Consider the following 24629-nt stretch of genomic DNA (forward strand, 5'->3'; position numbering starts at 1 on the left):
ACGGCCCGGCCCGGCCCGGCCCCGCCCCGACCGCGTCGGCCGCCGAGCCCCAGCCAGCGGGCGGACGAGACAACGTCGTCAGCCGCCGGGGGAACCGCTGGGCGGTGCTAGGACAGCGGTGCGGGGTGGAGAAGAAGCCGCGCTGCTTGTCCGCCGCCTCGCCGGCCCGGCGGTCACGGGCGCCTACGGGGCCAGCTCGCGCAGGACGGCAGAGGCGAGTGCCGCGTCGAGTGCACCGACTCCGGTGAGGTCGGCGATCGTGATCGCACCGTCCGGCCGCTCGACGGGCCTTTCGAGCAGGAGGCCCACGGGCGTGTCGCTCGTGTCGGTCGTGGCCCCGGCGCGCACGGCGTGGCCGAAGTCGCCGTGGTCCAGGCACTGCTGGTGGTCGTCGGTGGCGATCAGTGTCGCGCGGGCGAAGAGTGCCGGCGGCAGTTCGTTCTTGTGGGGCATGTCGGTGCCGATGCCGGTGACGTGCGTGCCCGCGCGGACGTCACCGGCCTGCAGGACCGGAGCCGTGGCCGGTGTGGTGGTGATGACCATGTCGGCTGCGGCCGCCTCGTCGGCGAAGGCGGGCCGGGCGTGCAGCCCGAGGGTGTTGAACTCCCCGCACAGCGACCTGGACTTGTCCTGGCTGCGGCCGTGGACGAGCACCGTGTCGATCCGGCGGAGCCGGGCCAGCCATTGGACCTGGAGGCGGGCCTGTTCTCCGGTGCCGAACACGGCCAGGGTGGCGGCGTCGGGCCGGGCCATGGCGTGGGTGACCAGGGCGCCGGCGGCGGCGGTGCGCCAGGAGGTGAGCAGGCCCTGGTCGTCGAGGATGGCGCGGATCTGGCCGGTGCGGGCGCTGACGACGCAGACCAGGCCGTGATTGGTGGGCAGGCCGGCGGCGGGGTTGCGGTAGAAGCCGGTGGCGATCTTGACGGTGAAGTCGGGCGCGTCGGTGACCCAGCCGGCCTTGACGTGGCAGTCGCCGTCGGCGTCGGGGAACTGCAGGTGCAGCGGTGCCGGCACGGTGGTGCGGCCGTGGGCGTGGGCGATCATCGCGTCGCGGACGGCGGTGAGGACCAGCTCCGGGGTGGTGGCGCGCTTGATCGCGGTGGTGTCGAGGACGAGTGGGGTCATCGGCCTGCTCGCAGCCACTGGGCGAAGGCGGTCAGGCCCTGTTCGGGGTTGGCGCGACCGACGCCGATGCGGAAGCGGTCGGTGGGGGTGGGGGTGAGCTCGGAACGGTAGATGCCGGCGGGCAGCAGCAGGACGCCGGCTTCCTCGACCAGGCGGGTGCAGAACTCCTCCACTCCGTCCGGGCCGAGGTAGCGGGGGTAGGCGACGCAGCCGCCGTCCGGGGCCCGCCACTCGAAGAGGTCGGGGTGCTCGGCGAAGAAGGCGTCGAAGAGTGGCAGGTTGCGGGCGATGAGTGCCCGGTTGCGATCCAGGATCGTGGCGCGGGTCTTGAGCGCGATGCGGGCCAGGACCTCGCTGGGTGCGGAGTTGCAGATGGTGGTGTAGTGCTTGGCCCGCTCCAGGCGGGACAGCAACTTGCGGTCGCGGCAGGCGATCCAGCCGATCCGCAGGCCCGGCAGGCCCAGCGACTTGGAAGTGACGTTCAGCGACAGGGCACGCTCGGACAGGTCGGCGGCCTGCGGCAGGGTGCGGGCCGCATCGCGTTCCAGGCCGCGGTAGACCTCGTCGCTGAACAGGTGGATGCCGCGCTCGTCGCACAGCCGCGCCAGCTCGGTGAAGTCGGCTGCGCTGATGACCTTGCCGGTGGGGTTGTTCGGGAAGTTCACCGAGACGACCCGGGTGTTCGGGCGGATCGCCGCCTTCACCGCATCGAGGTCCAGGGCCCAGTCCCGGTTGGGGTCGAGGGCGACGCCGGTGACCTCGCACAGGGCGAGCGGCACGGTCTCGGCCGCCTGGTAGCTGGGGGTCACCACCACCGCGTGGTCGCCCGCGCCCAGCAGGACGTTCATCGCCAGGTAGAGGGCCTCCTCGGCGCCGGCGAAGCAGATCACGTCGGCCGCGTCCGCCCGCTCGTACATCCCGGCGATCGTCTCGCGCAGGGCCGGGTCGCCGTAGGTCTCGGTGTAGCCCAGCGACAGGTTCTCGAACGCGGCGCGGTCCTGGTCATCGGCCAGGGCGAGCAACTCGCCCAGGGTCATGGTCTGCACGTCGGAGGCGGTCAGGTGATACCGCGCGGTGAACTCCCACCGGGAGAAGTAGGTTTCCAGGCGGAAGTCGGGCAGCCGGGTCATGGCGTGTGGTCCTTCGTGCTGGGTGCTCGGAATTCGGCCAGCAGGCCGTAGAGGGTGGATCGGGAGACGCGCAGGGCGGCGGCGACGACGGGGGTGGCGCGGCGCATGGCAAAGACCTTGGCCTCGTCCAGCCGGGCGAGGACAGCCAGGCGGTCGGCGCGGGTCAGCCGCTCGACGGGGCGGCCGCATTCGCGCACGTACGCGCCGACGATGTGCTGGACGCGCTCGTTCCAGTCCTGCTCGAACAGTGGCTCCGGCCGGGGCGTCGTCGGGGCGCCGAAGGCGGACAGTACGGCTGCGGCCTGCTCCAGTGGCGTGCGGTCGAGATTGACGCACAGCACCGCGGCGGCCTTCCCGTCCGGCTCGCGCAGGACGGCGCTGACCGACGACAGCCGCCGACCGTCCGCGAGCAGCTTCTCGTACGGACCGAACACGTCCCGCGCCGACGGGTCCAACGCATCCAGCTCACCCAGCAGCGAAGGGTCCCCCGGGCCGCGGGAACCCATCGGATTCCAGATCGCCAGGATCCGGTCGGTGTCCGGGTCGTGCAGCACCACCTCGGCATACGGGCCGAGCAGCAGCGCGACGGCCTGGCCCACGGGCGCCCACATCCGGACTCGATGATCTGTGTTCTCTTCGCCAGTCTCCACGCTCTGGACCATACGTCCATATTGGACTAAGTGTCCAGCGCTGGTCTCATGAACGGCCCTTTCCGGGAGGAAGATCGAGAAGGGACGCGGAGATCGGTTCGGAGGGTCGATCGGTTCGCAGAACCCGTTCTCACTCGGTTGGCGCCGAGCCCGTGTCCTGGGAATCGTTTTCCTGCAAGAACACCGCCCCCGAGCAATCCGATGCAGCCCCTCGCTTCCGCTGCCCAGCCTCACCAGCGAGTTCGCTCACCGGCATCGGCGGCGTGGGCAAGACGCGCCTGGCACTGAGGGTCGCGGGCGAGATACGCCGGGCGTTTCCGGACGGGGTCTATTTCGTCGACCTGGCGTCGCTGCGGGATCCGGACCTGCTGACGCAGACGCTGATCGACGCGCTCGGCATCCGCGAGCAGCCTTCGATGGACGCGGTGGCCGTACTTGACGAGTTCCTGCGGGAACGACGCCTGCTGCTGATCCTGGACAACTGCGATCACCTGGTCGAGGCGACCGCGGAGCTGGTCGACCACGTGCTCCGTACGGCGCCCGAGGTGCGGGTCCTGGCGACGAGCAGGGAGGTACTGCGCATCGCGGGGGAGCACATCTACCCCGTCCCGCCCCTGTTGGCGCCGGACCCCAATGACTTGCTGGAGCCGGGCGCGGCGAGTCGCTACCCGTCGGTGGCGCTGTTCGTCGACCGGTCGGCCGCGGTCGTCCCCGGCTTCACGATCACTCCCGAGAACGAGGCCGCCGTGGTGCGGCCGTGCCACCGGCTCGAGGGTATTCCGCTCGCCATCGAGCTCGCGTCGGCCCGCCTGCGTGCGCTGATCGTCGACGAGCTCGACGACCGGTTCCAGCTGCTGCGCGACGGCAGTCGGAACCTGCCCGAGCGGCATCGGACGCTGCAGGCGCTGGTCGACTGGAGCTACGACCTGTGCACCCCGATCGAGCAGGTGCTGTGGGCGCGGTCGCCGGTGTTCGCCGGTGGGTTCACCGCCGAAGCCGTCGAGGCGATCTGTACCGACGACGCCGTTGCCGCAGTCGGCGGTTCTCGACACGATCGCGTGTCTGGTCGACAAGTCCATCCTGATCCGGGAGGAACACGGTCGGCAGGCACGCTTCCGACCGCCAGGGACCCGGTACTGGTGCTGGCCACCTGGGACACAAGCCGGGCGATCGCACTGCCCGACACCGGCAAGACGACCGCGGGCGCAATCACCGGCGGGCCCGAGGAGTAAGCACGCCGGCCGAACCCGCCGAAGCGGTCCCGGGACGACAGGCCCGGGACCGCCCTTGCTTGAGCTCCGACCACGGCTTTGGTCTTCATGTCCCTGCTGCCTCCGGAAACCGCATGGGAGGCACGGCCCCGACCAGCCAGACAGAAGGCATACGAAACGGCGTCCGCTCCGTGCGAGTTCCCCGTCATCGACGGACTCGGGCAGGGCGGACGCCGCACTTTCGCACGGTTGTTCTGCCTCAGCGGACCGTGCGGATCAGCTTCTTGTTGACGAACTCCTCGATACCGAAGCGACCGAGCTCGCGCCCGAAACCTGAGCGCTTCACCCCGCCGAACGGCAGCTCGACGCCCTCGGCCCCCACGCCGTTGACGAAGACCATGCCCGCGTCGAGCCGGTCGGCGACACGCGCGGCCTGCGCGGCATCGTTGCTGAAAACGTAGGAGCCCAGGCCGTACGGGGTGTCGTTGGCGACCTCGACCGCCTCGTCCTCGTCGCGTACCTTGAACACCATCGCGACGGGGCCGAACAGCTCCTCCCGGTACGCCATGCTGCTCCGCTCCACTCCGGTCAGTACGCCGGCCGGGTAGTGCGCGCCGTCGCGTTCGCCGGCGCTCGCCAGGCTCGCGCCCTCCGAGAGCGCACGCGCGACCTGCTGCTCCAGCCGCTCCGCGGCGGCCACCGACGACAGCGGCGCCGAGCGCGCGGCCAGCATCTCGTCGGTGAACCTGGAGACGAAGTCGTCGTACAGGTCCTGGTGGACGATGATCCGCTTCGCCGCATTGCATGCCTGGCCGGTGTTGTCCAGCCGCGCCGCGACCGCCGCCTGGACGGTGGCGTCGAGGTCGTCGGAGCCGAGCACGACGAACGGATCGGAGCCGCCGAGCTCGAGGACGACCTTCTTCAGGTGCCGGCCGGCGATCTCCGCGACGGCCGCGCCGGCGCGCTCGGAACCGGTGAGGGAGACGCCCTGGACGCGCGGGTCGGCGATGATCGCCGCGACCTGGTCGTTGGTGGCATAGACGTTGACGTAGGCGCCCTCAGGAAAGCCCGCATCAAGGAAGATCTGCTGCAGCAGGGCGGCCGAGCGGGGACACTGCGGCGCGTGCTTGAGCACAACCGTGTTGCCGGTCGCGAGGTTGGGGGCTGCGAACCGGGCTACCTGGTAGGCCGGGAAGTTCCACGGCATGATCCCGAGCAGCACGCCGACCGGCATCCGCCGGATCACCGCCGTGCCTTGGCCCTCGCCGAGCTGGATCGGCTCGTCGGCGAGGAACTTCGCGGCGTTGTCGGCGTAGTAGTCGTAGATGGCGGCGGAGAAGCCGACCTCTCCTTCAGCGTCCGACAGCGGCTTGCCCATCTCCTCGACCATGGCCGCCGCGAGCTCGGCGCTGCGCTCGCGGTGCAGTTCGGCGACCCGACGCAGCAGCGCGGTTCGGTCTGCGACGGTCGAGATCCGCCCCCAGGTGTCGTACGCCGCCGCGGCGGCGTCGACCGCGGCGGCGATCTCGGCGTCGGTCGCGGTCGGGTAGGTCTGCACCAGTTTCCCGGTGCTCGGGTCGGTCACGGCATACTGGGTCACGTGTCTGTCTTCCTTCCAGGGCGTGCGTCTGATCATCGTTCGGTCGGAGGTTCGGGGGATCCGGCATGACTGCCATGTGGCCGCCCGGTTCAACGCGTCGCAGGACTTGACCCCCGGGAGCTCCGTGACAGCGCGCGCCGCAAATCGGGCGGCGCCACTTGCACGGAGGGAAAGCGCCCAAGGCCTGGGCCGAGGTGGACATCGGCATCGGGCCCAGGGGAAAACCGAGTCCCTCGGGCGAGTGTATGTCCGGTAACTACTCTGCGCGATAGCGCCGTGTGACAGGCCATCGGGCCATGGAGATCCAGGACAGTAGTGCCGCATCAGGCAACGTTCGCCCTGTCAGTGGGGACGGCTATCCTCGGGCCGATCAACCGTTTTCCATGAGCAGGAGGTTGCAGGCCCTGATGACCGTGTCGCCTCGTGACTCGATGCTGGAGCTGTTGTCGGCGGCCGGTCCAGATCCGGACCACGCGGAGGCGATGATGCTCTACGGTCGGCTGGTCGGAACGTGGAACATCAGCAACCGGTACCGGTTTGGCGACGGTCAGTGGCGTACAGCAGCGGGCGAGTGGCGTTTCGGCTGGGCCCTGGGTGGGCGGGTGGTGCAGGATGTGCTCTTCTGCCCGGAGTTCCACGACCGGTATCCCGGCACCACCATCCGCAGGTTGTCGGAAGCGTCTTCTGGCGTCCACGTGGTCTAGATCAGGAGCGTTTTCGCAGGTCGGGTCCTTGTGGTCCAGGTGCGTCGACGCTGTTGGTGATAGGCATGTGATAGCAAGTGAGAGATGAGGAACCCCCCGTCGGCTGGATCCGGCGGGGGTTTCTGCGTTCGGGGATGGGCCTGTGCGTGGTGTTCTACGCAGTCTTGCTGTGCTCCGGCTCGCTGTGCTCGACGGGCGCAGGAGGGCAGCGGTGACGATGCGGGTGCGGTGGCCGGGGTGCAGCAGAGGGCGGGGACGTTGCGCGGCAGACGAGGGCTCTGGGGAATGCCGTACTGCTTGGGTGCTCGGGCGAATGGCCGAGCTCGGCATAAACGCCGACGTCGAATGACGTGACCGGATAACAGTCATGCGGTGTCGCAGCCGTGGAAGATCAATGATCATGTCCATGGCTCCGGATCGGGTCCGGAACTTTGTTCGGAAAGGGCTGCCGGGTAGGGGTTGGCGGCGTCGCAGAATCAGGATGCATCTACGGCCTCACCTGCTGAATTCCTTCTTCGGAGCTGCCTTCGGTACTCCGGTGGCCCGCTCTATCGATCCCCGTTGTCAGTGGTGGCCTCTACGGTTCATTTGTGGCTGACATGGGATTCCTGTGCGTGGCCGTAGGGATATGGGCGCTGGCCGTGTGGGACGCCCTTTTCGCCGTTGGCGATAAGGGCCGTCGCACCCGCTGGGGTAGTTAGGGGTAGGGCGCATGGAGTTGGACTACGACCGTCTCGTCGCGTTGCGCAAGCAGAGCGCCGCGTGGCGGCTGCTGACGGCCGGCAACGCGGCGCTGATGCTGAGCTTTTTCAACAAGGTGTTTGTCGAGCAGGGGGCTCGCTCCATTGCCGGTACGGAGCTGGTCGAACGCTTGGATGACGAGCTGTTCGCGCTCAATGAGCGGCTGGGACAAGGCGCGTTTCCCAAGTCTGCCAAGGCGTATCTGGATGACTGGTCGGCGCCGGAGAACGGCTGGCTGCGCAAGTATTACCCGCCGGATTCGGATGAGCCGCACTATGACGCCACGGCTGCGGTCGAGAAGGCCATCGCGTGGGTCCGGTCGCTTGAAGAGCGTACGTTCGTCGGCACGGAGTCGCGCCTGAATACGATCTTCGATCTGTTGCGGCAGATGACGTTCGGGACCGAAACCGACCCCGAGGCGCGGCTGGCGGAACTCACGCGGCGTCGGCATGAGATCGACCAGGAGATCGCGCGGGTTGAGGCCGGCGAGGTGGACGTCCTGGACAGTGCGGCGCTGCGGGACCGCTACCAGCAGGTGACTGCGACGGCCTATGGGCTACTGGCCGACTTCCGCGAGGTTGAGGCGAACTTCCGGGGTCTGGACCGCGACCTGCGGAGCAAGATCGCCGCGTGGGACGGGGCTAAGGGCGAACTCCTGGATGAGGTGCTGGACAGCCGCGAGAGCATCGCGGCGTCGGACCAGGGCCGGACCTTCCAGGCGTTCTACGACTTCCTGCTCGCTCCGAGCCGTCAGGACGAGCTCAAGGTGTTGTTGGCCGAGGTAGAGGCGATGGAAGCCATCGGAGAGCCCGACCCGAGGATGCGGCGCATGCCCAGGGACTGGCTGGAGGCCGCCGAACGCACCCAGACCACAGTGAGGCAGCTGTCGGATCAACTGCGCCGGTTCCTGGACGATCAGGTGCGCTCAGAGGATCGCCGTGTCCTGGAGCTGGTCCGTGGGATCGAGTCTCAGGCCCTGGCCCTGCGCGATGTGCCCGGCGTGGGACTGGTCGCCGAGATCGATGCGGCAGCTCCGGCCATCGCGCTGCCGATGGAGCGGCCTTTGTATGCGCCGGTGGTCAAGACACCGATCGACAGTACCGGGATCCAAGCAGGGGACGAGGAGTTCGCCGCCGACGCTTTGTTCGAGGCGGTGTATGTGGATCCGGCCCGGCTCACGACTGCGGTGCACCACGTCCTTGGCTCCCGCACACAGGTGTCCTTGGCCGAGACGCTGCGCGAACACCCCCTGGAGCAGGGACTTGCCGAACTGGTCGCCTACTTCGCGTTGCCGGACGACGGGTTCACCACCGTGTTCGACGACCACCGTCAAGAAGAGATCGCTTGGATCGGCGAGGACGACGTCCAGCAGGTCGCCACGGTGCCTGTGGTCACCTTTGCCCGCACCAGCCCCGGCATCGCCTGGGCGTCCAGCATGAAGGAGGGGCGATGACCAAGCCTGCCACCCCCACCCCGCAACAGCCTTACACCCTCTCGCTTCCGGTCAACCAGCTGCTCAAGGGACCGGTATTCCGCGACCAGCACGAGCGCGCCTGGGACGCCCTGCTGCACCACAGTGCCGGTGTGAAGGACTACGTCGACGTCATGGGGCTGCGCGTGGTGATTGACGAGATGGAGGGCTACGCCTTCCTCCAGTCGAAGCCGGATGACGAAGACGACGTCCGAGACCCCCGCATGGCGCCGCCGCGGCTGATGCCCCGCCGGTCGCTGTCCTACCCCGTCAGTCTGCTGATCGTGCTGCTGCGCAAGCGGCTCGCGGAATTCGACGCAGGCGCGGACGGCACCCGCCTGATGATCACCCGGGACGAGATCGTCGAGCTGATCCGAACGTACCTGCCGGCTGGCAGCAATGAGGCACGTCTGGTCGACCAGATCGACGGTCACATCAACAAGGTGGTGGACCTGCAGTTCCTGCGCCGGGCCCGCGGTCAGGAGCAGCTGTTCGAGGTGCAACGGATCATCAAAGCCTTCGTCGACGGGCAGTGGCTCGCCGACTTTGAAACGAACCTGGCCCAGTACGCGGCCACCCACACCCCCCAGGAGAAGCAGCGGTGATCCCCGCCCAGCCCGGCCCCGCCGACACGGCCCCCTCCACCGACGTTGCCGCGGCCGGATTCCGGCTGGAGCGTCTGGAGGTCTACAACTGGGGCACGTTCGACAAGCACGTGTGGTCCTTCGGCCTCGGCGGCGCCAACGCGCTGTTGACCGGGGACATCGGCTCCGGCAAGTCCACCCTGGTGGATGCGATCACGACCCTGTTCATGCCCGCCCACAAGATTGCCTACAACAAGGCTGCCGGCGCGGAGAACCGCGAGCGCAGCCTGCGCTCCTACGTCCTGGGCCACTACAAGTCCGAACGCAACGAGACCACCGGGACGACCAAGCCGGTGGCGCTGCGCAAGCCGGGCAGCTACTCCGTCATCCTGGGCGTGTTCCATAACCCGGCGCTGGCGGCGACCGTCACGCTGGGGCAGGTGTTCTGGCTGGCCGATCCGAACGCCACCAGCCCCGAGCGGCTGTTCCTCGTCGCCGACAGGGCGCTGTCCGTCGCCGGAGACTTCGCCGACTTCGGCACCGAGGTGCGGACGCTGAAGAAGCGCCTCGAAGCTGGCGATGTCCGCGTCCACAAGACGTTCCCGCCCTACAGCAAGGACTTCCGGCGCCGTATGGGCATCGAGTCCGAGCAGGCGCTGGAACTCTTCCACCAGACGGTGTCGATGAAGTCGGTGGGCAGCCTGGACGACTTCGTGCGCAGTCACATGCTCGAACCGTTCGATGCGGCGGCCATGACCGACAACATCGTGAGTCACTTCGACGCGCTGACCACCACCTACAACTCGGTTCAGCGGGCCCGCGCCCAGATCGAGGCCCTCACCCCGCTGCTTGAGGACTGCGACGCCTACGAGGGCCTGGCCGCACGCATCGACGAGGCCGACGCCCAGCAGGCCGCCCTACGGTACTTCATCGCCGAGCGCACGTCGGTTCTGCACGAAGCCCAGAGCGCCGAGCTGGAAAGGATGCTCACCCGCCTGGACAGCGAGAAGAAGACCGCTAAGGACGAGCTGGAGCGGCTGCGGGGCCAGGAGCGCCTGTGGGAACTGCAGCGTGAGGGCCTGGGTGGCGGGCGCCTGGGTGAACTGGAGCGCCAGATCGAGGAGACGGAGCGGCGGCGCGCCGCACAGGAGAAGCGCGCTCGCCAGCACGCCGCTCTGCTGGAGCAGGCCGAGCTGGCTCCGGTCACCGATCAGGCCCAGTTCACCGACCGGATTGAGGAGATCGCCCGGGCCCAGCATGACGTCGCCGCGATGACACAGGAGACACGCACGGCGCTGGAGACGCTCGCGGTCGAAGCCGCACGGCTGAAGCAGCAGGCCGAGGACCTCAACGAAGATCTGATCAGTCTGCGCTCGCGCCGCAGCAACATCCCCCGAAAGCAGTTGGAGGTACGCACCCGCCTGAGCCGCGAACTCGGCATCGAGGAGAGTGTCCTGCCGTTCGCTGGCGAACTCATTCAGGTCCGCGACGAGGAACAGGAGTGGGCCGGAGCCGCCGAGCGGCTGCTGCGTGGCTTCGCCGTGTCCCTCCTGGTCCCCGGCGACCAGTACGCCCGTGTCTCCGACTGGATCAATGACCACCACCTGGGGACGAAGCTGGTCTACTTCCGCGTCCCGGACAAGCTCCCGCCGCGACGCCTGCCCACAGGCGCGTCCATGGCGCTGTTCACCAAGCTCGAAGTGCGAGACGACTCGCCGTTCGCCCCGTGGCTGGCCGGCGAGCTCGAACGCCGCGCCTCCCACGCCTGCGTGTCCACCATGGGGGACTTCCGGCACGCCGAACTGGCCATCACCGCACAGGGATTGATCAAAGGTGCGAGGGGCCGCCACGAGAAGAACGACACCACCCGCATCGACGACCGCAGCACTTATGTGCTTGGCTGGACGAACCAGGCGAAGATCGATGCCCTCCTGGACCAGGCGGGGCGGGTCCATGGCGACCAGCGCGAGATGGAGAAGGAGAGGCGCGGGCTGGGAGCCGCCTACGAGGACGCCATCAGCCGTGACAAGGTCCTCGACCGGCTGGCGGCGATGCAGGACTACAGCGAGATCGACTGGCCGTCCGCGGTACGGCGCATCACCGAGCTGACCGGCGAGAAGCAGCGTCTGCAGGCCGACTCCAAGGATCTGGACGAACTCACCCGGCGCCTTACGGAGATCGCCGGCGAAATCACCGAACAGGAAGCCGCCCACGAGAAGGCCAGCCAGAGCTGGGGCCGGGTCTGTGGCGAACGCGACGCCGCTGAACGCGCTCGCGACGAGGCCCGCGCCGTACTCGACGAACCGCACGCTGGCGATGCACAGGCCCACTTCCCGGCCCTCGAGCAGCGCCTGGCCACAGCCCGGTTGGCGTGCCGGACCGCGCAGGAGTGCGCGCAGACCGAAACCCGGCTGCGCGAGGAGATGACGGCGCACAAGCACCGCTGGGCCAAGGAGCAGACTCGCCTCGCCCAGACGATCGCCGCCCAGATGAGCGCCTTCCGCAACACCTATCAGGTTGAGACCAGCGAGCTCGACGCCTCTGTCGCCTCCGCCCCCGGATACCGCGCTGTGCACCAGCAGCTCGTTGCCGACGACCTGCCGCGCTTCCAGGACCAGTTCCGCACCTACCTGAAGACCAACGTGATCCGCGAAATCGCCGGATTTCACGCGCAGTTGAACATCTGGGCCGACGAGATCGGCGACCGCATCAACACCATCAACGAGTCGCTGGCCGACATCGACTACAACCCGGGCCGCTACATCATGCTCAAGCCCGAGCAGACCCCCAACACCGAGATCCGCGAGTTCACTGCGGAACTGCGCGCCTGCACCGACGACGTCCTGTCCGGCGACGACTCCGACCTGTACTCCGAGCAGAAGTTCCACCAGGTCCAGCGCCTGATCGAACGCTTCAAGGGCCGCGAAGGCTCCACGGAAAGCGACCGCGGCTGGACCAAGCGTGTCACCGACGTGCGGTACTGGTTCGTCTTCAGCGCCAGTGAACGACGCCGCGAGGACGACTCCGAGTACGAGGTGTACTCCGACTCCGGCGGCAAGTCCGGCGGCCAGAAGGAGAAGCTCGCGTACACCATCCTGGCCGCCTCCCTCGCTTACCAGTTCAAGCTGGACGCGACCAGCAGCAGGAGCCGTACCTTCCGCTTCGTTGTCATCGACGAAGCCTTCGGCCGCGGCTCGGAGGAATCGGCCCGCTTCGCCCTGGACCTCTTCAAGCGCCTGGGCCTGCAACTCCTCATCGTCACCCCGCTGCAAAAGATCCACGTCATCGAGCCTTATGTGTCCGCCGTCGGCTTCGTCGACAACCCGACCGGACACCACTCCCGCCTGCGCACCCTGACCATCGCCCAGTACCGCCAAGAACGCCTCGCCCACACCCTGGCCGCCCTACAGCCCGCAACCGGACAGGACAGCTGACATGGCCGCCACTCACACCCAGAACTGGCCCACACCCCGTGACGTCGTCGCCCGCCTGCGCAAACGCTGGGACCGCGGCGACTACCTCACCCAGCTCGCCGACGGCGCCGCATGGGAACCACTCGACGTCCCCCTGCGGGGCCCGAAGGCCGGCGACATCACCCAGCACTACGACCAAGTCCTTGCCTGGGCCACGTCGTGGGCTCCCGGAGCCAACCGGCGCATGCGCATTGAGTACCGGCAGCTCGGCGGACGCCTAGCCGGCGTGAACAGGGTCCCCGCCCGGGTCTGGATCGAACGCCGCGAAGACCTGTGGACCCTCCTGGGCGTTACCAGCACGGTCAACCGCTACGCATCCCTCCTGGCCGCTGCCCGCGAAATGCTGCCCCCGCTGGCCGCATGGATGGCCGTGCACCCGATGAAGGTCGTCCAACGGGAAGCCGACTGGCCACGGCTCCAAGCCACCATCGGGTGGATCACCGACTACCGCGGCCCTGCCGTCTACCTGCGCCAGCTCGACGTACCCGGCGTGGACACCAAGTTCATCGAGCACCACCGCGCCATCCTCACCACCCTGCTCGAGCACTGCCTCCCTGACGACCGCATCGATACCGAGGCTGCCCGTACCGACTTCGCCGCTCGCTTTCACTTCCTGCGTAAACCCGCCTACCTGCGTTTCCGCCTGCTCGGCGGCGCGTCCCTGGCGGGCTTCAACGAGCTCACGGTCCGTGTTGACGAATTCACCGCAAGGCCACCCGGCGTCACGACCGTGTATGTCGTCGAGAACGAAACCACCTATCTGGCCTTCCCTAGCCAGCCCCACAGCATCGTCATCCACGGTGGCGGCTATGCCGTCACTCAACTCTCCGCCCTGCCCTGGCTGCAGGATGTCCGCCTGATCTACTGGGGTGACCTAGACACTCACGGCCTCACCATCCTCGACCGGCTACGCCGAGCCTTCCCGCACGCCCGGTCCATCCTGATGGACAGGAACGTGCTGCTGGAGCACCGCAGCCAATGGGTGAAGGAAGAAACCCCCACCCACGAGCACCTCACCACGCTCACACCAGAAGAAGCCGATCTCCACGAAAGCCTCGTGGAGGGCGAGTTCGGCCATAATGCGCGACTGGAACAGGAACGCGTGCGCTACCACCTGCTCGAGAAGGCCCTCAAAGACCTACGCCAAGAGCCGAAGTGACCAACCCCCGTACCTGGCCAGTAGCCGGAGCCCAGTAACTGGGGCGTCGCCACCGTTCTGTCGCGCCCACTGACGCTGACCGGACTGTCTTGTGGTGGAGGCGTTCGCGGTCGCGGCGAGCGCTGTCTCCAGATCAGGCCACTTCCTGCGGCGCAGACACGGCGCCGGCGCCGCACGGTTCGATCGGCTGACGTCTCAAGGGCTACGCGGCAACCAGCCTTGCTGCTAGAGGAGTTGAGGTGTCCCCTCTTTTCGGGGCAGGCGTTCGAAGTGAATGATGGGCTGGTCGCGTGCCAGTTCGGTACGCCGCTCGTTAGGCAGCGCACCAGAAGCGCCTGGCACGCAAGGCGCTTCGGGGCTCACGGCAGGAGAGACAGCGATGGGCGATCGAAGCGCGATCGAGTGGACCGAAGCCACCTGGAACCCCACGACAGGCTGCGATCGCATCACACCAGGGTGCGACAACTGCTACGCCTTAGTCCTGGCTAGACGCCTCAAGGCGATGGGGACGGCCAAGTATCAGAACGATGGTGACACTCGAACCTCAGGCCCTGGCTTCGGACTCACGCTGCACCCGGGAGTGCTCGGGGTTCCCTTCAGCTGGAAGGCGCCCCGCATGGTCTTCGTGAACTCGATGAGCGATCTCTTCCACGCGAAGGTTCCCATGGCCTTTGTGGAACAGGTATTTCAGGTCATCGCGGAGACACCACAGCACACGTACCAGCTCCTCACCAAGCGTGCCAGGCGCCTGCGTCGCCTTGCTGGGCGTCTCGATTGGCCGCCCAATCTCTGGATGGGGGTATCCGTCGAATCGGAAGACCAGCTCGACCGCATCGACGATCTCCGTCAAGTCCCCGCCGCTGTTCGCTTCCTCTCCTGCGAGCCGCTCCTGGGGCCCCTCTCTGACCTCGACCTCCAGGGCATCGGCTGGGTGATTGCCGGCGGCGAATCCGGCCCCAACCATCGGCCGCTGAAGGAGGAATGGGTTACAGAGGTCCGCGACATCTGCCGCGAAGCCGATGTGCCGTTCTTCTTCAAGCAGTGGGGAGGCCGTACGCCGAAGGCCGGCGGTCGAGAGCTAGCTGGCGAGACCTGGTCGGAGATGCCTGTCGGGCTTCAGCCCTCGATGGTGTGAGCGAAAGGTCCCAGCCAATGGCTGTACGCGGTCTGGTGCCGGTTGAAAACGCTGTGTGACCCTCGGTGGCGGAGAGCAGTCTCCGCAACGGGGAGGGAACATGGCTGTACCGAAAGCTGTCGTGTGGCCACGAGACCCGCATACGGCAGCCAAGCACGACCTGCTCAAGAAGTACCTGCAGCCCTGGGCGCCCATTCTGTTGACCCACCACGACAGCGTCACCTACGCGGAGGGCTTCGCCGGCCCCGGCGTCTACGAAGGTGGCGAACCTGGGTCGCCTGTCGTCGCCCACCAGGTCTTCGCGGAGGCCCTGCAGCAACGCCCCAAGAGGGTCCGCCTGGTCCTCGTCGAAGAGGACGCCCGTCGGGTGGAGAAGCTGCAGCGTCAGTTGACACTCGCGCGCCAGCACACTCCCGATGAGATCAGCGCCCGCATGCAGAGTGAGCTCCACACCGGAACCTGCCACCCCATATTGCTCGACAGGCTTCGCGCGGGTGGGCACCTCGGCAAGCCGCTCTTCGTGCTGCTGGACAGCTACGGCGGCCCAGACATCCCATTCTCTCTGTTGCAGCAGCTGGCTCAGTACAAGCGAACCGAGGTCATGCTGACCTTCGTCCCCAACTTCCTCACCCGCTTCGCCGCGAAGAACGACGGCCACCGGGGCGCCGGCGACGCCGCGTTCGGCGGCACCGAATGGCATGGCGTGTTCACGCAACCCGCGGGACGCAAGTTCGCATACCTGCGTGATCGGTATCGCGAGTCGATCAAACGTGCCGGATTCACCTACACCCTCCACTTCGAGATGGTGGATGAAGGCGGGCACCCGCTCTACCTCCTCTACGGGACCCGACACGAGTTGGGCGTAGAGAAGATGAAGGACGCCATGTGGAGTGTCGATCCCGCCTACGGCATCCAGTACCGGGATCCCAAGGACGTGCAACAGCAAGCCCTGGACCTGCAGTTCGAACCCAACACGGACCCACTGCGCCGCATGCTCTTGGAGTTCATCGCCGAGAGTCCCGCTGGGCGGGCGGTTGAGGACCTCCAGCAGTACACGCTACTTGAGACCGTCTACCGTCCCGCCCAGGTCGTCTCGCTCATCGAGAAGATGCGAGACGACGAGGCCGTCGCCACAGAGCCGCGTCGTATCACCAAGAAGACCCAGGTGTTCCCGTACGCCAAGAAACCTGGACAATGCGAGCTCTTTTAGGGCTGATACGCCGCGTTGGTGCGGTCCACAGCCTGAGCCTTGCGCGCGGCGGCGAAAACAGCCCTGCGGGCACTGAACGAGTCGTGGGCTGAGCGCAGCCATGGGTGGGTGGCCAGAGCAGCGGCCAGTCGCCTGCACTCTTCCTGGGCTGCGAGCCACCTCTCCCGTTCTGCAGGCGTGAAATCGGCCCGTCCCGCCGCGATGTCCGCTCCCGTCGGGAGAGCGTCGGCGAGTACCGCAAGGCGCTGAAGTGCGGAGTCCAACGCCAGTCTCGCCGCCACCACATCGCCGGGAACCTCCCAGCCGTGCACCGTCCACACGGACCTGTACTCCGGCGGCGGTTCTTTCGACAGCCAGTCGGAGGCGTCGATGGGGTCACCGTTATCACGGGGGCGCCCGAGCTCCGCGCGAATCCCGGTGTCCTCGCCATAGTGGCAGTGCGGGTCGGGCGGGAGCGGCTCGGCGGGGAGAATCGTGGCGGCCGAGTCGGTAGCCGACGCCGGCAGATAGGGATCCGGTTCCGGGCGGCCCTGCAGGAACTCCTCCTTGTCCGACGGCTTCACCCACATGTGCCAGCCACGCCGCCGTCCGGTGCGTGCTCGCATGAACAGCGTCACGAGCTCGCCCGCGGCCGTCATGCGCACCATGTCGTCGTAGTGCGCCTGCGTCGATTCCCAGGTGGCATGCCAGCCACCGCAGCGCGTACCCGTCTTGGGGCATGCGCGTTGCGTGGCCCAGTCGCAGCGGACCATGCGCAACGCCTTCACCCCTCCTCGGACGCGCAAGGCGTCCCGGCCGCCGACGTCCTGCCATCGCTGGACGTTCAGCCTGGCCCAGGGCGCCCGATCAATGGCAAGGGAGTTCTCGTTCGTCACAAGCCACAGCGGTGTCAGGCCGTCGTCCACCGCAGTGCGCTTCCTCGTGTCCACGGAACCGCTCGCGATCGGTGAGATCTGGATCTCGTAGCCGATCTTCTTTCCGCTGGCCCCGGCGACCGTCACATCCGTACGCCGCCGACCATGTACGGCTCGGTCTTCGACGGTGACACCGAAGCCCTCACGGCCTGCTGTCTCGGCGGTGTGGTTCTTGAGCGCCTTGTGCAGCTCGCTCTCGCCCGCTGTTTCGGCGACCTCGCCCCTGGTCACGTGCCGGGCGTGGTAGCGGCCGTTCTTCTCGACGATCGTCATGAACCCCGGGCAGACGGTGCCGTATTCGTGGGCTCCGAGGCAGTAGAGAAGGTCGGGCTTGTAGTTGCGGTGAATTTCCTGAAGGAGTCCAGGGCGGTCCGGGTGGCCCAGGTCTGATGCACTCAAGTCGATAGTGATCCCGTAACCGCGATGCAGCACGTTGTGGGTCATGTTTTCAGAGTAAGTCCTGCCTCTGACAATGGAGTTGGCTGATGTATCGGGGCTGGTCGATGACGGTGGCTGCATCGGTGAGCAGGCCCGCCGCAGCTCGCATCGCCTTGTCCCCTTGTTCCGTGCACTTGCTGTCGTCAGTGGGCGTCAACTGTCGAAGAGTCCCGACTGTCGGTCAGGTTCGAACACAGGAGGTCCACGGATCTTTAGGGGTAGGAGGATGAGGGGGTGCTGTCCCGGGTCCGGGGTCTGACTCATGAGACGTTTGACCGGAGTGTCTTGATCACACAGTGTCGACCGTTGGTCGGGGATGGTGCGCTGTCGGTACCGGGCTGACGGGGTGTGTCTCGATAGGGGCTTGCCGATCAATGAGGCGTCATCACAATTCTGACCGCCCGACGCGGCCCGGTGCCGGCAACGCGATACGCCGATCGGACTGGAAGGAGAAGGGGCATGTCCACAACGAACATGTCCAGTACGTTGCCTTCCCCGCAGCCCCGCCGTCGCCGCCTTGCGGGGGAGGTGGTGCTGGGAGTGGACACACACCGGGATGCTCATGTGGCTGCGGTGCTTTCGCCGGTGGGGGCGGTGATCGGAACCGATGAGTTCCCGGCCACCGCGGCTGGATACCGTGCCCTGCGTGGGCCAGGAAGCTGGGCGCGGTGGGAAGAGCCGGGGTTGAGGGAACCGGTTCCTTCGGTGCGGCCCTGTCCCGCTTTCTGCTGGCCCAGGGCGTGGAGGTGTTCGACGTAAACCGGCCCGACCGGACCGATCGCCGTCGACGCGGCAAATCGGATCCGCTCGATGCCGAGAACGCGGCGCGGGCGGTGTTGAGCGGGCGGGCGCGTGCTCGAGCCAAGTCGGGCGACGGACCAGTGCAGATCGCCCGGATGTACAAACTGACCAAGGGCTCGGCAGTCAAGGCCCGCACGCAGGCCATCAACCAGCTCAAGGCCGTCCTCATTACTGCCGACCCCGGCCTGCGGGATGAGCTGGCCAGGCTGAACAATGCGGATCTCTTCCGTACCTGCGCCCGGCTTGCCGACGACAGCAAGAATGACGAGGACGACACAGAGACGGTGCTACAGGCCACCCGCATCACGCTGAGTCTGCTGGCCCGCCGGATCGGGCAGCTCACCGAGCAGATCCGGGACTTGGACAATCGCCTGGCCCGGCTCGTGGAATGCCATGCCCCGCAGCTGCTCGCGGTGGTGGGGATCGGTCCGGATACGGCAGTCACTTTGCTGGTCACGGTCGGGGACAACCCGGAACGGATGGGCAGTGAGGCGTCCTTCGCCGCGCTGTGCGGGGTCAGCCCCGTCGAGCGGTCCTCGGGCCGCCGGAACTACCGTCGCCTCAACCGTGGAGGCGACCGGCAGGCCAACGCCGCGCTCCACCGCATCGTGTTCACCCGCCTGCGTGTGGACCCACGCACCCAGGACTACTACGAACGCCGCATCAAGGACGGCAAGACCCGACGCGAAATCGTGCGAAGCCTTAAACGCTATGTCGCTCGAGAGGTCTTTCACCTGATCCAGCCCATGTCCTCACCGCCCCCGTCATAGGGGCTGTTTTGTGAGAGCGGTGGGACGACGAAACCCTGCCGGAGTGGGCTCCGGCGGGGCTTCTGCGTTCGGGGACGGCCCTGGGCAGCGGTGACGATGCGGGTGCGGTGACCGAAGTGCAGTGGAGGGCGGGGGCGTTACGCGGCAGACGAGGGCCGTGGCCTTCACGGGCGTGGAAGTACCCGAGGCCAGGGAGCGTGCTCCGTCGCATTGTTCTGGTTGTGCGTTCTTGGACCTCAATTCCTTGCGCGGTCGCGGTGCCCCGGGGGCAAGGGGCCGTGAGCCTGCAGGCGTATGCCAGGCGGCGCGCGAGCGCGTGTTCGGCAATGCGTCGGCGCGGAGGGGGCCCGGCCGCCGTCGCTGCCCGCCGTTCCTGGCCACGCCCACCCGCCCCTTCGCACGTCGGGAGCATCCGCCCCGACGGGTGACTATGGCTGGGCATCCACCGCGCAGGAAGCAAGCACCGCTGAAGACCACTTGTAGCCAGTCGGTCTCGCTGCTCACCTGGCCGGCGCGGAAGTCCGCGAACTGCCAGCGCAGCGGGTGCTCGGGCGGGAGGTGCTCGGACACGACCTGAGTGACCAGGTCGTGTCCGAGTACGAACCGGGCCAGGGCCGTGAAGACGGCGTCACGTTGCGGCCGCTCTCCCTCCAGTCGAATGCGGGGGAGGTGGTGCGGAGATGGTGCGCAGCGCCTGAATCGGTCCGGACAGCACAGCGGCCCAGCTTGGGAATTGAATCCCTGAGCTGGGCCTTTGTCTATGGAGCGATCGAGCGGTACCCCCTTGACCTCCTCCGGGCTGTCGGTGTCGGGAAACCCCTGGTCGAGGTTGATCGGGCCGGACCACACGGCCAGGGCGGACATCTCGGCGAAGATCGTCGTGCCGAATTCGGACAGACGAAGACCGTTGAGCGGCGGCGACGCTCCATGTGTGACGTCCTCAATGAGTGCCGGACACGCACGTCGGCGTCAGGGCAGGTCGATCGGAAGGCGGAGTCCGTCCAGTGCGTGTGCACAGGGGCACTCCCGCTCCTTGGGAAGGAGCTTCACCGCTTCGAGAATCACCCCGCGCAGGCGCTCGGTGTTCTCGGCGAAGACCTTGAAGACATCCTCCTGGGAGACGCTGTCGTCCGCGTCGATTCCCGCATCGAGGTCTGTGACCAGGGCGATGGAGGTGTAGCAGAGCTCCAGTTCCCGGGCAAGCAGGGCTTCCGGGTGGCCGGTCATGTTCACCAGGGTCCAGCCTGCTGCGGCGAACCATTGGGATTCGGCGCGAGTGGAGAAGCGAGGTCCTTCGACCACCACCATCGTGCCGCCGTCGTGGGCCTCGCTGCCCGCGTCCGCCGCGGCCTTCAGGACGGCGGTGCGCCCATGGCCGCAGTAGGGGTCCGCGAAGGACACATGGACAGCGCCCTCGTCGTAGAAGGTCTGAACCCGGCCGCTGGTCCGGTCGACCAACTGGTCGGGTATCACCAGGGTGCCCGGACCCAGGTCCCGGCGCAGGGATCCCACCGCGCAGGGCGCCAGTATCCGGCGCACGCCCAGCGAGCGCAGCGCCCACAGATTCGCCCGATGGTTGATCGTGTGCGGCGCGTACGTGTGATGACGGCCGTGGCGAGGCAGGAAGGCCACGCGCCTGCTCCCGACGGTTCCGACGGAGATGGTGTCGGAGGGATGCCCATAGGGCGTCTCGACCGTCAGCTGCTCCGCACCGCTGAGCAGCTCGTAGAAGCCGCTCCCTCCGATGACGCCGATCTCCGCGCGGTTCTCTGCTTGGGTCACGCTTCTTCTGTTCCCTTCATCAGATTGCTCAGTTGCTGTTGCGTCACGCGGGCCGGCTCCCGCCTGGGCGCCGGTCCAGAAGTCGCCGTGCCGGGGCGGCGCGCAGGCAGGCCCCAAGTGCCACGCACACGGCGGCCGTGCCGTACGCCCACGCCTGAAGGGGGAAGCCGGGCAGCAGTCGGCCGCCGAGGTAGAGGACGGTGCCGGCGAGGCTGACGGTCAGCCACTCCCAGCGGCCGTCGAGCGCGACGAGGCCGACGACGAGCAGCGAGTACCAGGGGTAGCTCGGTGAGACCAGCAGCAGGGCGGTGCCGGTCAGCAGGAGGGCACCGCGCCAGGGGCGGGCCGGGTCGCCGCGCCACCACACGTAGAGGGCGGTCAGCGCGAGCAGTACGACGGCGGTCACTTCTGCGGCGGCGTCCGGCAGCAGCAGCCGGAGCAGGGCGAAGCGGCGCACGTCACCGGGTTCGTAGCCCTCCTCCTGGAGGTAGCCGGGCAGGTAGCCCAGGACGTCCGTGCCGGACGCGGCGAGGTACGGCAGGTAGGCGAGCGCGACCATGGCGACCGCCGCCGATACCGTGCGCAGGACGCGGGCCGGGCTCCGCTGCCCGGACAGGGCGCCCGGTAGTGCCAGAACGGGCAGCAGTTTCACGGCGATCGCGGCGCCGAGGAGTGCGCCGCGACGGGCCCCAGCGGTGGCGGTGCCGAGGGCGAGCACGGTGAGCAGGACGCCGAGGGTGTCGACGTGGGCGTTGTTGACCGCTTCGAAGGCGACGGCCGGGCACCACCCCCACAGGGCGGCGCGGGCCGGGGCCCGGCGTGGGTCGCCGCGTCGGCGCAGCACGGTGAGCAGGGCGAGGGTGGTGCCGAACGCCAGGACGGCGCCGCCGACTTGGAGCGGCTTGTGGCGGCTGTCCGGTGGGGAGAGGAGGTGGACGGTGAAGAACCAGCTTTCGGCGACGGGCGGGTAGATGGTGGGGACGGTGGGGCGGTTGATGCGGACGCACCGGCCGCTGTCCGTGTGGGTCAGTCCCCAGCCCTGGCAGGACCCTTTGGTGGGGAAGAGCCAGTCGTCGCGCAGCTTGGCGAGTTCGGGTGCGGCGGGCGGATGGGCGTACGGGGAGATCCCGGCTGCCTGGACGCGGCCGTCCCAGGCGTAGCGGTACATGTCGTTGCTGGTGCGGGGTGGTGCGGCGAGCGCGGCCAGTGCCATGGCGGCCGCTCCGGCCAGGACCAGTGCGGTCGCGGCGCGTGCCGGGACCTTGCGTACGGCCCATGTCGCGGCGGCGAACAGCGTCCAGGCGACGGCGTAGCCGGCCAGCAGGCGCCCGGGGTTGCTCTGGTTGTCGCCGGCGCGAACGGTGTCGAAGACGACGGCGGTGAGTGCGGCAAGGAGGATCGCGGTGACGAGGGTGCTGATACGGGCCGTGGTGCGGTTCATGGGTGCGGCGGCCGGACTGGACAGCCGCTGGGGGGATTGTTGGTGTGGGACGGCGGTGTCGCTCATGGGTGTTCGGGCCTTCCGGGGGCCGTGGGGTGCTCGTCGTGATGCCCGGTCTGCGGGCGGTGCAGTTCCACGAACGGGCGGCCCTCGGCCGTCCACCGGCCGGTCAGGATCCACCCCGCGGCCTCGGCGGCATACAGCAGGGCGGTGGTGCCGAGGCGGGCCCAGGGGAAGGGGCGACCGTGCCGGCCGTGGGCGTCCTCGACGCGGACGGTGAGCTGTTCGTCCACGTCGTGCGGGGCGGCCTCCGCCAGCAGGCGCCCGCCGGGTGCGACCACGGCGTGGAGGCGGACGAGGAGAGCGACCGGGTCGCCACCGATGCCGACGTTGCCGTCCATCAACAAGGCGGTGCCCCAGCGGCCTTCCCCCGGCAGGCGGTCGAAGACGGACCGGCGTACGGCAGCACCCCCGTGCCGTCGGGTCCGGGTCACTGCGGCCGGGCTGACGTCCACGCCGAGCGCCCGTATGCCCCGGGCGGCCAGGCACGCCACCAGACGTCCCGGGCCGCAGCCGACGTCGAGAACGGGGCCGGTGCAGCGGTGCAGAACGCTGGTGTCGGCGGCGTCGGGAGCGGCGCACCAGCGCTCGACGTCCAGCGGCAGCAGGTCCCCTTCGCCTCCGACTCCGTCCGGATGGGCCGGTCGTGACAGGCGGCGCAAGAAGAGCGGGCCGCGGCCGGTGCGCAGGGCGTGGGCGTAGGGGTCGTCCGTCCACGGCTCGCCCGGATCGGCCGTCGTCCACTCGGCGAGGGCAAGGTCCGTACCGTTTGCCGTGCCGCTCACCGCCCTTCCTCCGCGAGCGAGTTCAGGGTGGCGGCGAAGCGCGAGCCGGGCGGGCAGCAGGCGGCGACCGCGGCGGCGTCGGCGGCGGTGTCCACATCGCGCAGCACCGGCAGGTCGCTCACGCTCAGCCCCGCCTCGACGAGTCGGCACCGCTGCAACGCCCCGGTGCGGTCGGTGGACATCGGCACGCCCTTCACGAGGGCCGCGGCGCGCGTCGGGTCGGCGAGACCCAGTGCCCAGAATCCGCCGTCCGCGGCCGGCCCGAACCAGGCGTCGTGGCCGTCGTGTCCGACACCCGCAAGAAGGTCCGTGGTCAGTTGGGGGGTGTCCATGCCGACCAGGAGGGCCGGTCCGCGGTCGCAGTGGTCGAAGGCGGCCGCGATCCGCTCGTCCAGGCCGCCGGCGCCCTGGGACACGATGTCGAAGCCGGGCGGCAGCCAGGGGCCGGGAGCACCGTCGAGAACGAGGACTCGGCGACGGGCGGGGGCCTTGAGCGCCGTGTGCAGGGTGTCGGCGAGGGCGGCCTCGGCCAGAGCGGCCGCCTCCTGGGGGGTGTAGGGCGGGGTGAGTCGCGTCTTGACCCGCCCCGGGACGGGTTCCTTGGCGATGACCAGCAGCGTGGCTGGCCCGGTGGCCGGGGGCCGGGCGCTCATCGTCCGGTTCCCGGGGCGGTCGCCGCGGACACCAGGTCGGCGGCGGGCCGCTCGGCGAGGACGGCGCGCATGTCCCGTACTGCGTGCCAGGTGCCGCGCCAGGTGCCGGTGACCTTCGAGCGGCCCGTGCGCGGGCGGTAGGGCACCTCTGTCTCCGCCACCCGCCAGCCTGCGTCGGCGGCGCGGACCACCATCTGCAGCGGGTAGCCGGAGCGCCGGTCGGTCAGGTCCAGGGCGCGCAGGGACTCGCGGCGGGCGGCGCGCATCGGGCCGAGGTCGTGCAACCGCAGGCCGGTGCGTCGGCGGATCAGACGGGCCAGCTCCAGGTTGGCCAGGCGGGCGTGCAGTGGCCAGGCGCGGCGTGTGACGGGCCTGCGGCGGCCCAGTACGAGGTCGGCGGAGCCGTCGAGGACGGGCCCGGCGACAGCGGGCAAGAGCGCGGGGTCGAGGGAGGCGTCGCAGTCGCAGAAGCAGACGACGTCGGCCGTGGCGGCGGTCAGGCCCGCGTGGCAGGCGGCGCCGAAGCCGCGCCGCGGCTCGTGGACGACATGCGCCCCGAGGGCGCGAGCGATGTCCGCGGAGCCGTCGGTGGAGCCGTTGTCGACGACGATCGCGCGCCAGCCCGAGGGGATGCGGTCCAGCACCCACGGCAGAGCCTCGGCCTCGTCGAGGCAGGGCAGCACCACGTCCACAGAAGCAGGCGAAGAGGGGGAAGTTTCGATCACTCCACTCACCCTACGGGCGCAAATCGGACGAAAGGTACTTGATGGCCTTACGGATCGCTGACGTCCG

19 protein-coding genes and 1 pseudogene are annotated in these 24629 nt (G+C 68.5%); 9 read left to right on the top strand and 11 right to left on the bottom strand.

The genetic code is table 11. The features are described from left to right. Positions 1-183: 183 nt before the first annotated feature. From CG747_RS14505 to CG747_RS14515, 3 genes are read right to left on the bottom strand one after another with little or no spacing between them, the layout of a single operon-like run. Positions 184-1125: an ornithine cyclodeaminase family protein gene (locus tag CG747_RS14505; RefSeq protein WP_100602118.1), complete on the bottom strand. Its 942-nt coding sequence runs from the start codon at positions 1123-1125 to the stop codon at positions 184-186. Continuing rightward, a complete protein-coding gene (locus tag CG747_RS14510; protein WP_100602119.1) occupies positions 1122-2255 on the bottom strand; it encodes an aminotransferase class I/II-fold pyridoxal phosphate-dependent enzyme in 1134 nt (377 codons plus the stop codon). Before CG747_RS14510 ends, CG747_RS14505 begins: the two co-directional genes overlap by 4 nt. Then, a complete protein-coding gene (locus CG747_RS14515; RefSeq protein ID WP_100602182.1) occupies positions 2252-2905 on the bottom strand; it encodes a transcriptional regulator in 654 nt (217 codons plus the stop codon). The genes CG747_RS14510 and CG747_RS14515 overlap by 4 nt, the downstream gene beginning before the upstream one ends. Positions 2906-3057: 152 nt before the next feature. On the opposite strand from CG747_RS14515, the gene CG747_RS14520 reads away from it, so the two are divergent. Then, on the top strand, positions 3058-4137 hold the full coding sequence (locus CG747_RS14520; protein ID WP_257980415.1) for an AAA family ATPase: 1080 nt from the start codon (positions 3058-3060) through the stop codon (positions 4135-4137). A gap of 238 nt (positions 4138-4375) precedes the next feature. Here CG747_RS14520 and CG747_RS14525 read toward each other — a convergent pair whose 3' ends face one another. After that, positions 4376-5716 (bottom strand): NAD-dependent succinate-semialdehyde dehydrogenase, encoded by a 1341-nt coding sequence (locus CG747_RS14525; RefSeq protein WP_374701775.1) that lies wholly within the window; start codon positions 5714-5716, stop codon positions 4376-4378. 296 nt (positions 5717-6012) lie between these two features. Here CG747_RS14525 and CG747_RS14530 point away from each other — a divergent pair, with 296 nt between their 5' ends. From CG747_RS14530 to CG747_RS14560, 7 genes are all read left to right on the top strand, one after another. Then, entirely contained in the window at positions 6013-6420 is a 408-nt protein-coding gene (locus CG747_RS14530; RefSeq protein WP_146022082.1) for a hypothetical protein, read from the top strand. Between the two features lie 712 nt (positions 6421-7132). Further along, a complete protein-coding gene (locus tag CG747_RS14535) occupies positions 7133-8614 on the top strand; it encodes a DUF3375 domain-containing protein (protein ID WP_219621450.1) in 1482 nt (493 codons plus the stop codon). Continuing rightward, positions 8611-9237, top strand: coding sequence for a DUF4194 domain-containing protein (locus CG747_RS14540; RefSeq protein ID WP_100602123.1), 627 nt, complete (start codon positions 8611-8613; stop codon positions 9235-9237). Before CG747_RS14535 ends, CG747_RS14540 begins: the two co-directional genes overlap by 4 nt. Continuing rightward, entirely contained in the window at positions 9234-12650 is a 3417-nt protein-coding gene (locus CG747_RS14545) for an ATP-binding protein (RefSeq protein ID WP_219621451.1), read from the top strand. Before CG747_RS14540 ends, CG747_RS14545 begins: the two co-directional genes overlap by 4 nt. Before the next feature lies 1 nt (position 12651). Further along, on the top strand, positions 12652-13848 hold the full coding sequence (locus tag CG747_RS14550) for a Wadjet anti-phage system protein JetD domain-containing protein (protein WP_100602124.1): 1197 nt from the start codon (positions 12652-12654) through the stop codon (positions 13846-13848). A 379-nt stretch (positions 13849-14227) separates the two neighbouring features. Further along, positions 14228-14983, top strand: coding sequence for a DUF5131 family protein (locus tag CG747_RS14555; RefSeq protein WP_100602125.1), 756 nt, complete (start codon positions 14228-14230; stop codon positions 14981-14983). A 100-nt stretch (positions 14984-15083) separates the two neighbouring features. Continuing rightward, positions 15084-16193, top strand: a complete 1110-nt coding sequence (locus CG747_RS14560) for a three-Cys-motif partner protein TcmP (RefSeq protein ID WP_100602126.1) — start codon at positions 15084-15086, stop codon at positions 16191-16193. Here the strand turns inward: CG747_RS14560 and CG747_RS14565 are convergent. Continuing rightward, a complete protein-coding gene (locus CG747_RS14565) occupies positions 16190-17551 on the bottom strand; it encodes a hypothetical protein (protein WP_100602127.1) in 1362 nt (453 codons plus the stop codon). The genes CG747_RS14560 and CG747_RS14565 overlap by 4 nt on opposite strands. Before the next feature lie 662 nt (positions 17552-18213). Between CG747_RS14565 and CG747_RS14570 the strand changes: the two genes are divergently transcribed. Continuing rightward, positions 18214-19116 carry a transposase gene (locus tag CG747_RS14570; RefSeq protein WP_308303776.1) on the top strand — a complete coding sequence of 301 codons (903 nt, stop codon included), beginning with the start codon at positions 18214-18216 and terminating at the stop codon, positions 19114-19116. Positions 19117-19590: 474 nt separating this feature from the next. Here the strand turns inward: CG747_RS14570 and CG747_RS49385 are convergent. The 6 genes and pseudogenes from CG747_RS49385 to CG747_RS14605 all read right to left on the bottom strand — a co-directional run. Continuing rightward, a pseudogene (locus CG747_RS49385) lies at positions 19591-19746 on the bottom strand (GNAT family N-acetyltransferase); the annotation flags it as partial. A gap of 339 nt (positions 19747-20085) precedes the next feature. Further along, positions 20086-20898: an S-methyl-5'-thioadenosine phosphorylase gene (locus CG747_RS14585; protein ID WP_100602128.1), complete on the bottom strand. Its 813-nt coding sequence runs from the start codon at positions 20896-20898 to the stop codon at positions 20086-20088. Between the two features lie 43 nt (positions 20899-20941). Next, the gene (locus CG747_RS14590) at positions 20942-22405 is read right to left on the bottom strand and encodes a glycosyltransferase family 87 protein (protein ID WP_100602129.1); all 1464 of its coding nucleotides are present in this window, start codon (positions 22403-22405) and stop codon (positions 20942-20944) included. Continuing rightward, positions 22402-23184 carry a bifunctional 2-polyprenyl-6-hydroxyphenol methylase/3-demethylubiquinol 3-O-methyltransferase UbiG gene (locus CG747_RS14595; protein WP_100602130.1) on the bottom strand — a complete coding sequence of 261 codons (783 nt, stop codon included), beginning with the start codon at positions 23182-23184 and terminating at the stop codon, positions 22402-22404. The genes CG747_RS14590 and CG747_RS14595 overlap by 4 nt, the downstream gene beginning before the upstream one ends. Continuing rightward, on the bottom strand, positions 23181-23837 hold the full coding sequence (locus tag CG747_RS14600) for a DUF2064 domain-containing protein (RefSeq protein WP_100602131.1): 657 nt from the start codon (positions 23835-23837) through the stop codon (positions 23181-23183). Before CG747_RS14600 ends, CG747_RS14595 begins: the two co-directional genes overlap by 4 nt. Continuing rightward, the gene (locus tag CG747_RS14605; protein WP_100602132.1) at positions 23834-24562 is read right to left on the bottom strand and encodes a glycosyltransferase family 2 protein; all 729 of its coding nucleotides are present in this window, start codon (positions 24560-24562) and stop codon (positions 23834-23836) included. Before CG747_RS14605 ends, CG747_RS14600 begins: the two co-directional genes overlap by 4 nt. Between the last annotated feature and the right edge of the window lie 67 nt (positions 24563-24629).

The sequence above is a fragment of the Streptomyces sp. CB02959 genome (assembly GCF_002803155.1).
Lineage (GTDB): Bacteria > Actinomycetota > Actinomycetes > Streptomycetales > Streptomycetaceae > Streptomyces.

Coding starts and splice junctions, on each gene's coding strand:
- CG747_RS14555 (WP_100602125.1), top strand. CDS start 14,228: ATGGGCGATCGAAGCGCGATCGAGTGGACCGAAGCCACCTGGAACCCC.
- CG747_RS14510 (WP_100602119.1), bottom strand. CDS start 2,255: ATGACCCGGCTGCCCGACTTCCGCCTGGAAACCTACTTCTCCCGGTGG.
- CG747_RS14600 (WP_100602131.1), bottom strand. CDS start 23,837: ATGAGCGCCCGGCCCCCGGCCACCGGGCCAGCCACGCTGCTGGTCATC.
- CG747_RS14560 (WP_100602126.1), top strand. CDS start 15,084: ATGGCTGTACCGAAAGCTGTCGTGTGGCCACGAGACCCGCATACGGCA.
- CG747_RS14535 (WP_219621450.1), top strand. CDS start 7,133: ATGGAGTTGGACTACGACCGTCTCGTCGCGTTGCGCAAGCAGAGCGCC.
- CG747_RS14540 (WP_100602123.1), top strand. CDS start 8,611: ATGACCAAGCCTGCCACCCCCACCCCGCAACAGCCTTACACCCTCTCG.
- CG747_RS14550 (WP_100602124.1), top strand. CDS start 12,652: ATGGCCGCCACTCACACCCAGAACTGGCCCACACCCCGTGACGTCGTC.
- CG747_RS14530 (WP_146022082.1), top strand. CDS start 6,013: ATGGAGATCCAGGACAGTAGTGCCGCATCAGGCAACGTTCGCCCTGTC.
- CG747_RS14590 (WP_100602129.1), bottom strand. CDS start 22,405: ATGAGCGACACCGCCGTCCCACACCAACAATCCCCCCAGCGGCTGTCC.
- CG747_RS14505 (WP_100602118.1), bottom strand. CDS start 1,125: ATGACCCCACTCGTCCTCGACACCACCGCGATCAAGCGCGCCACCACC.
- CG747_RS14565 (WP_100602127.1), bottom strand. CDS start 17,551: ATGACCCACAACGTGCTGCATCGCGGTTACGGGATCACTATCGACTTG.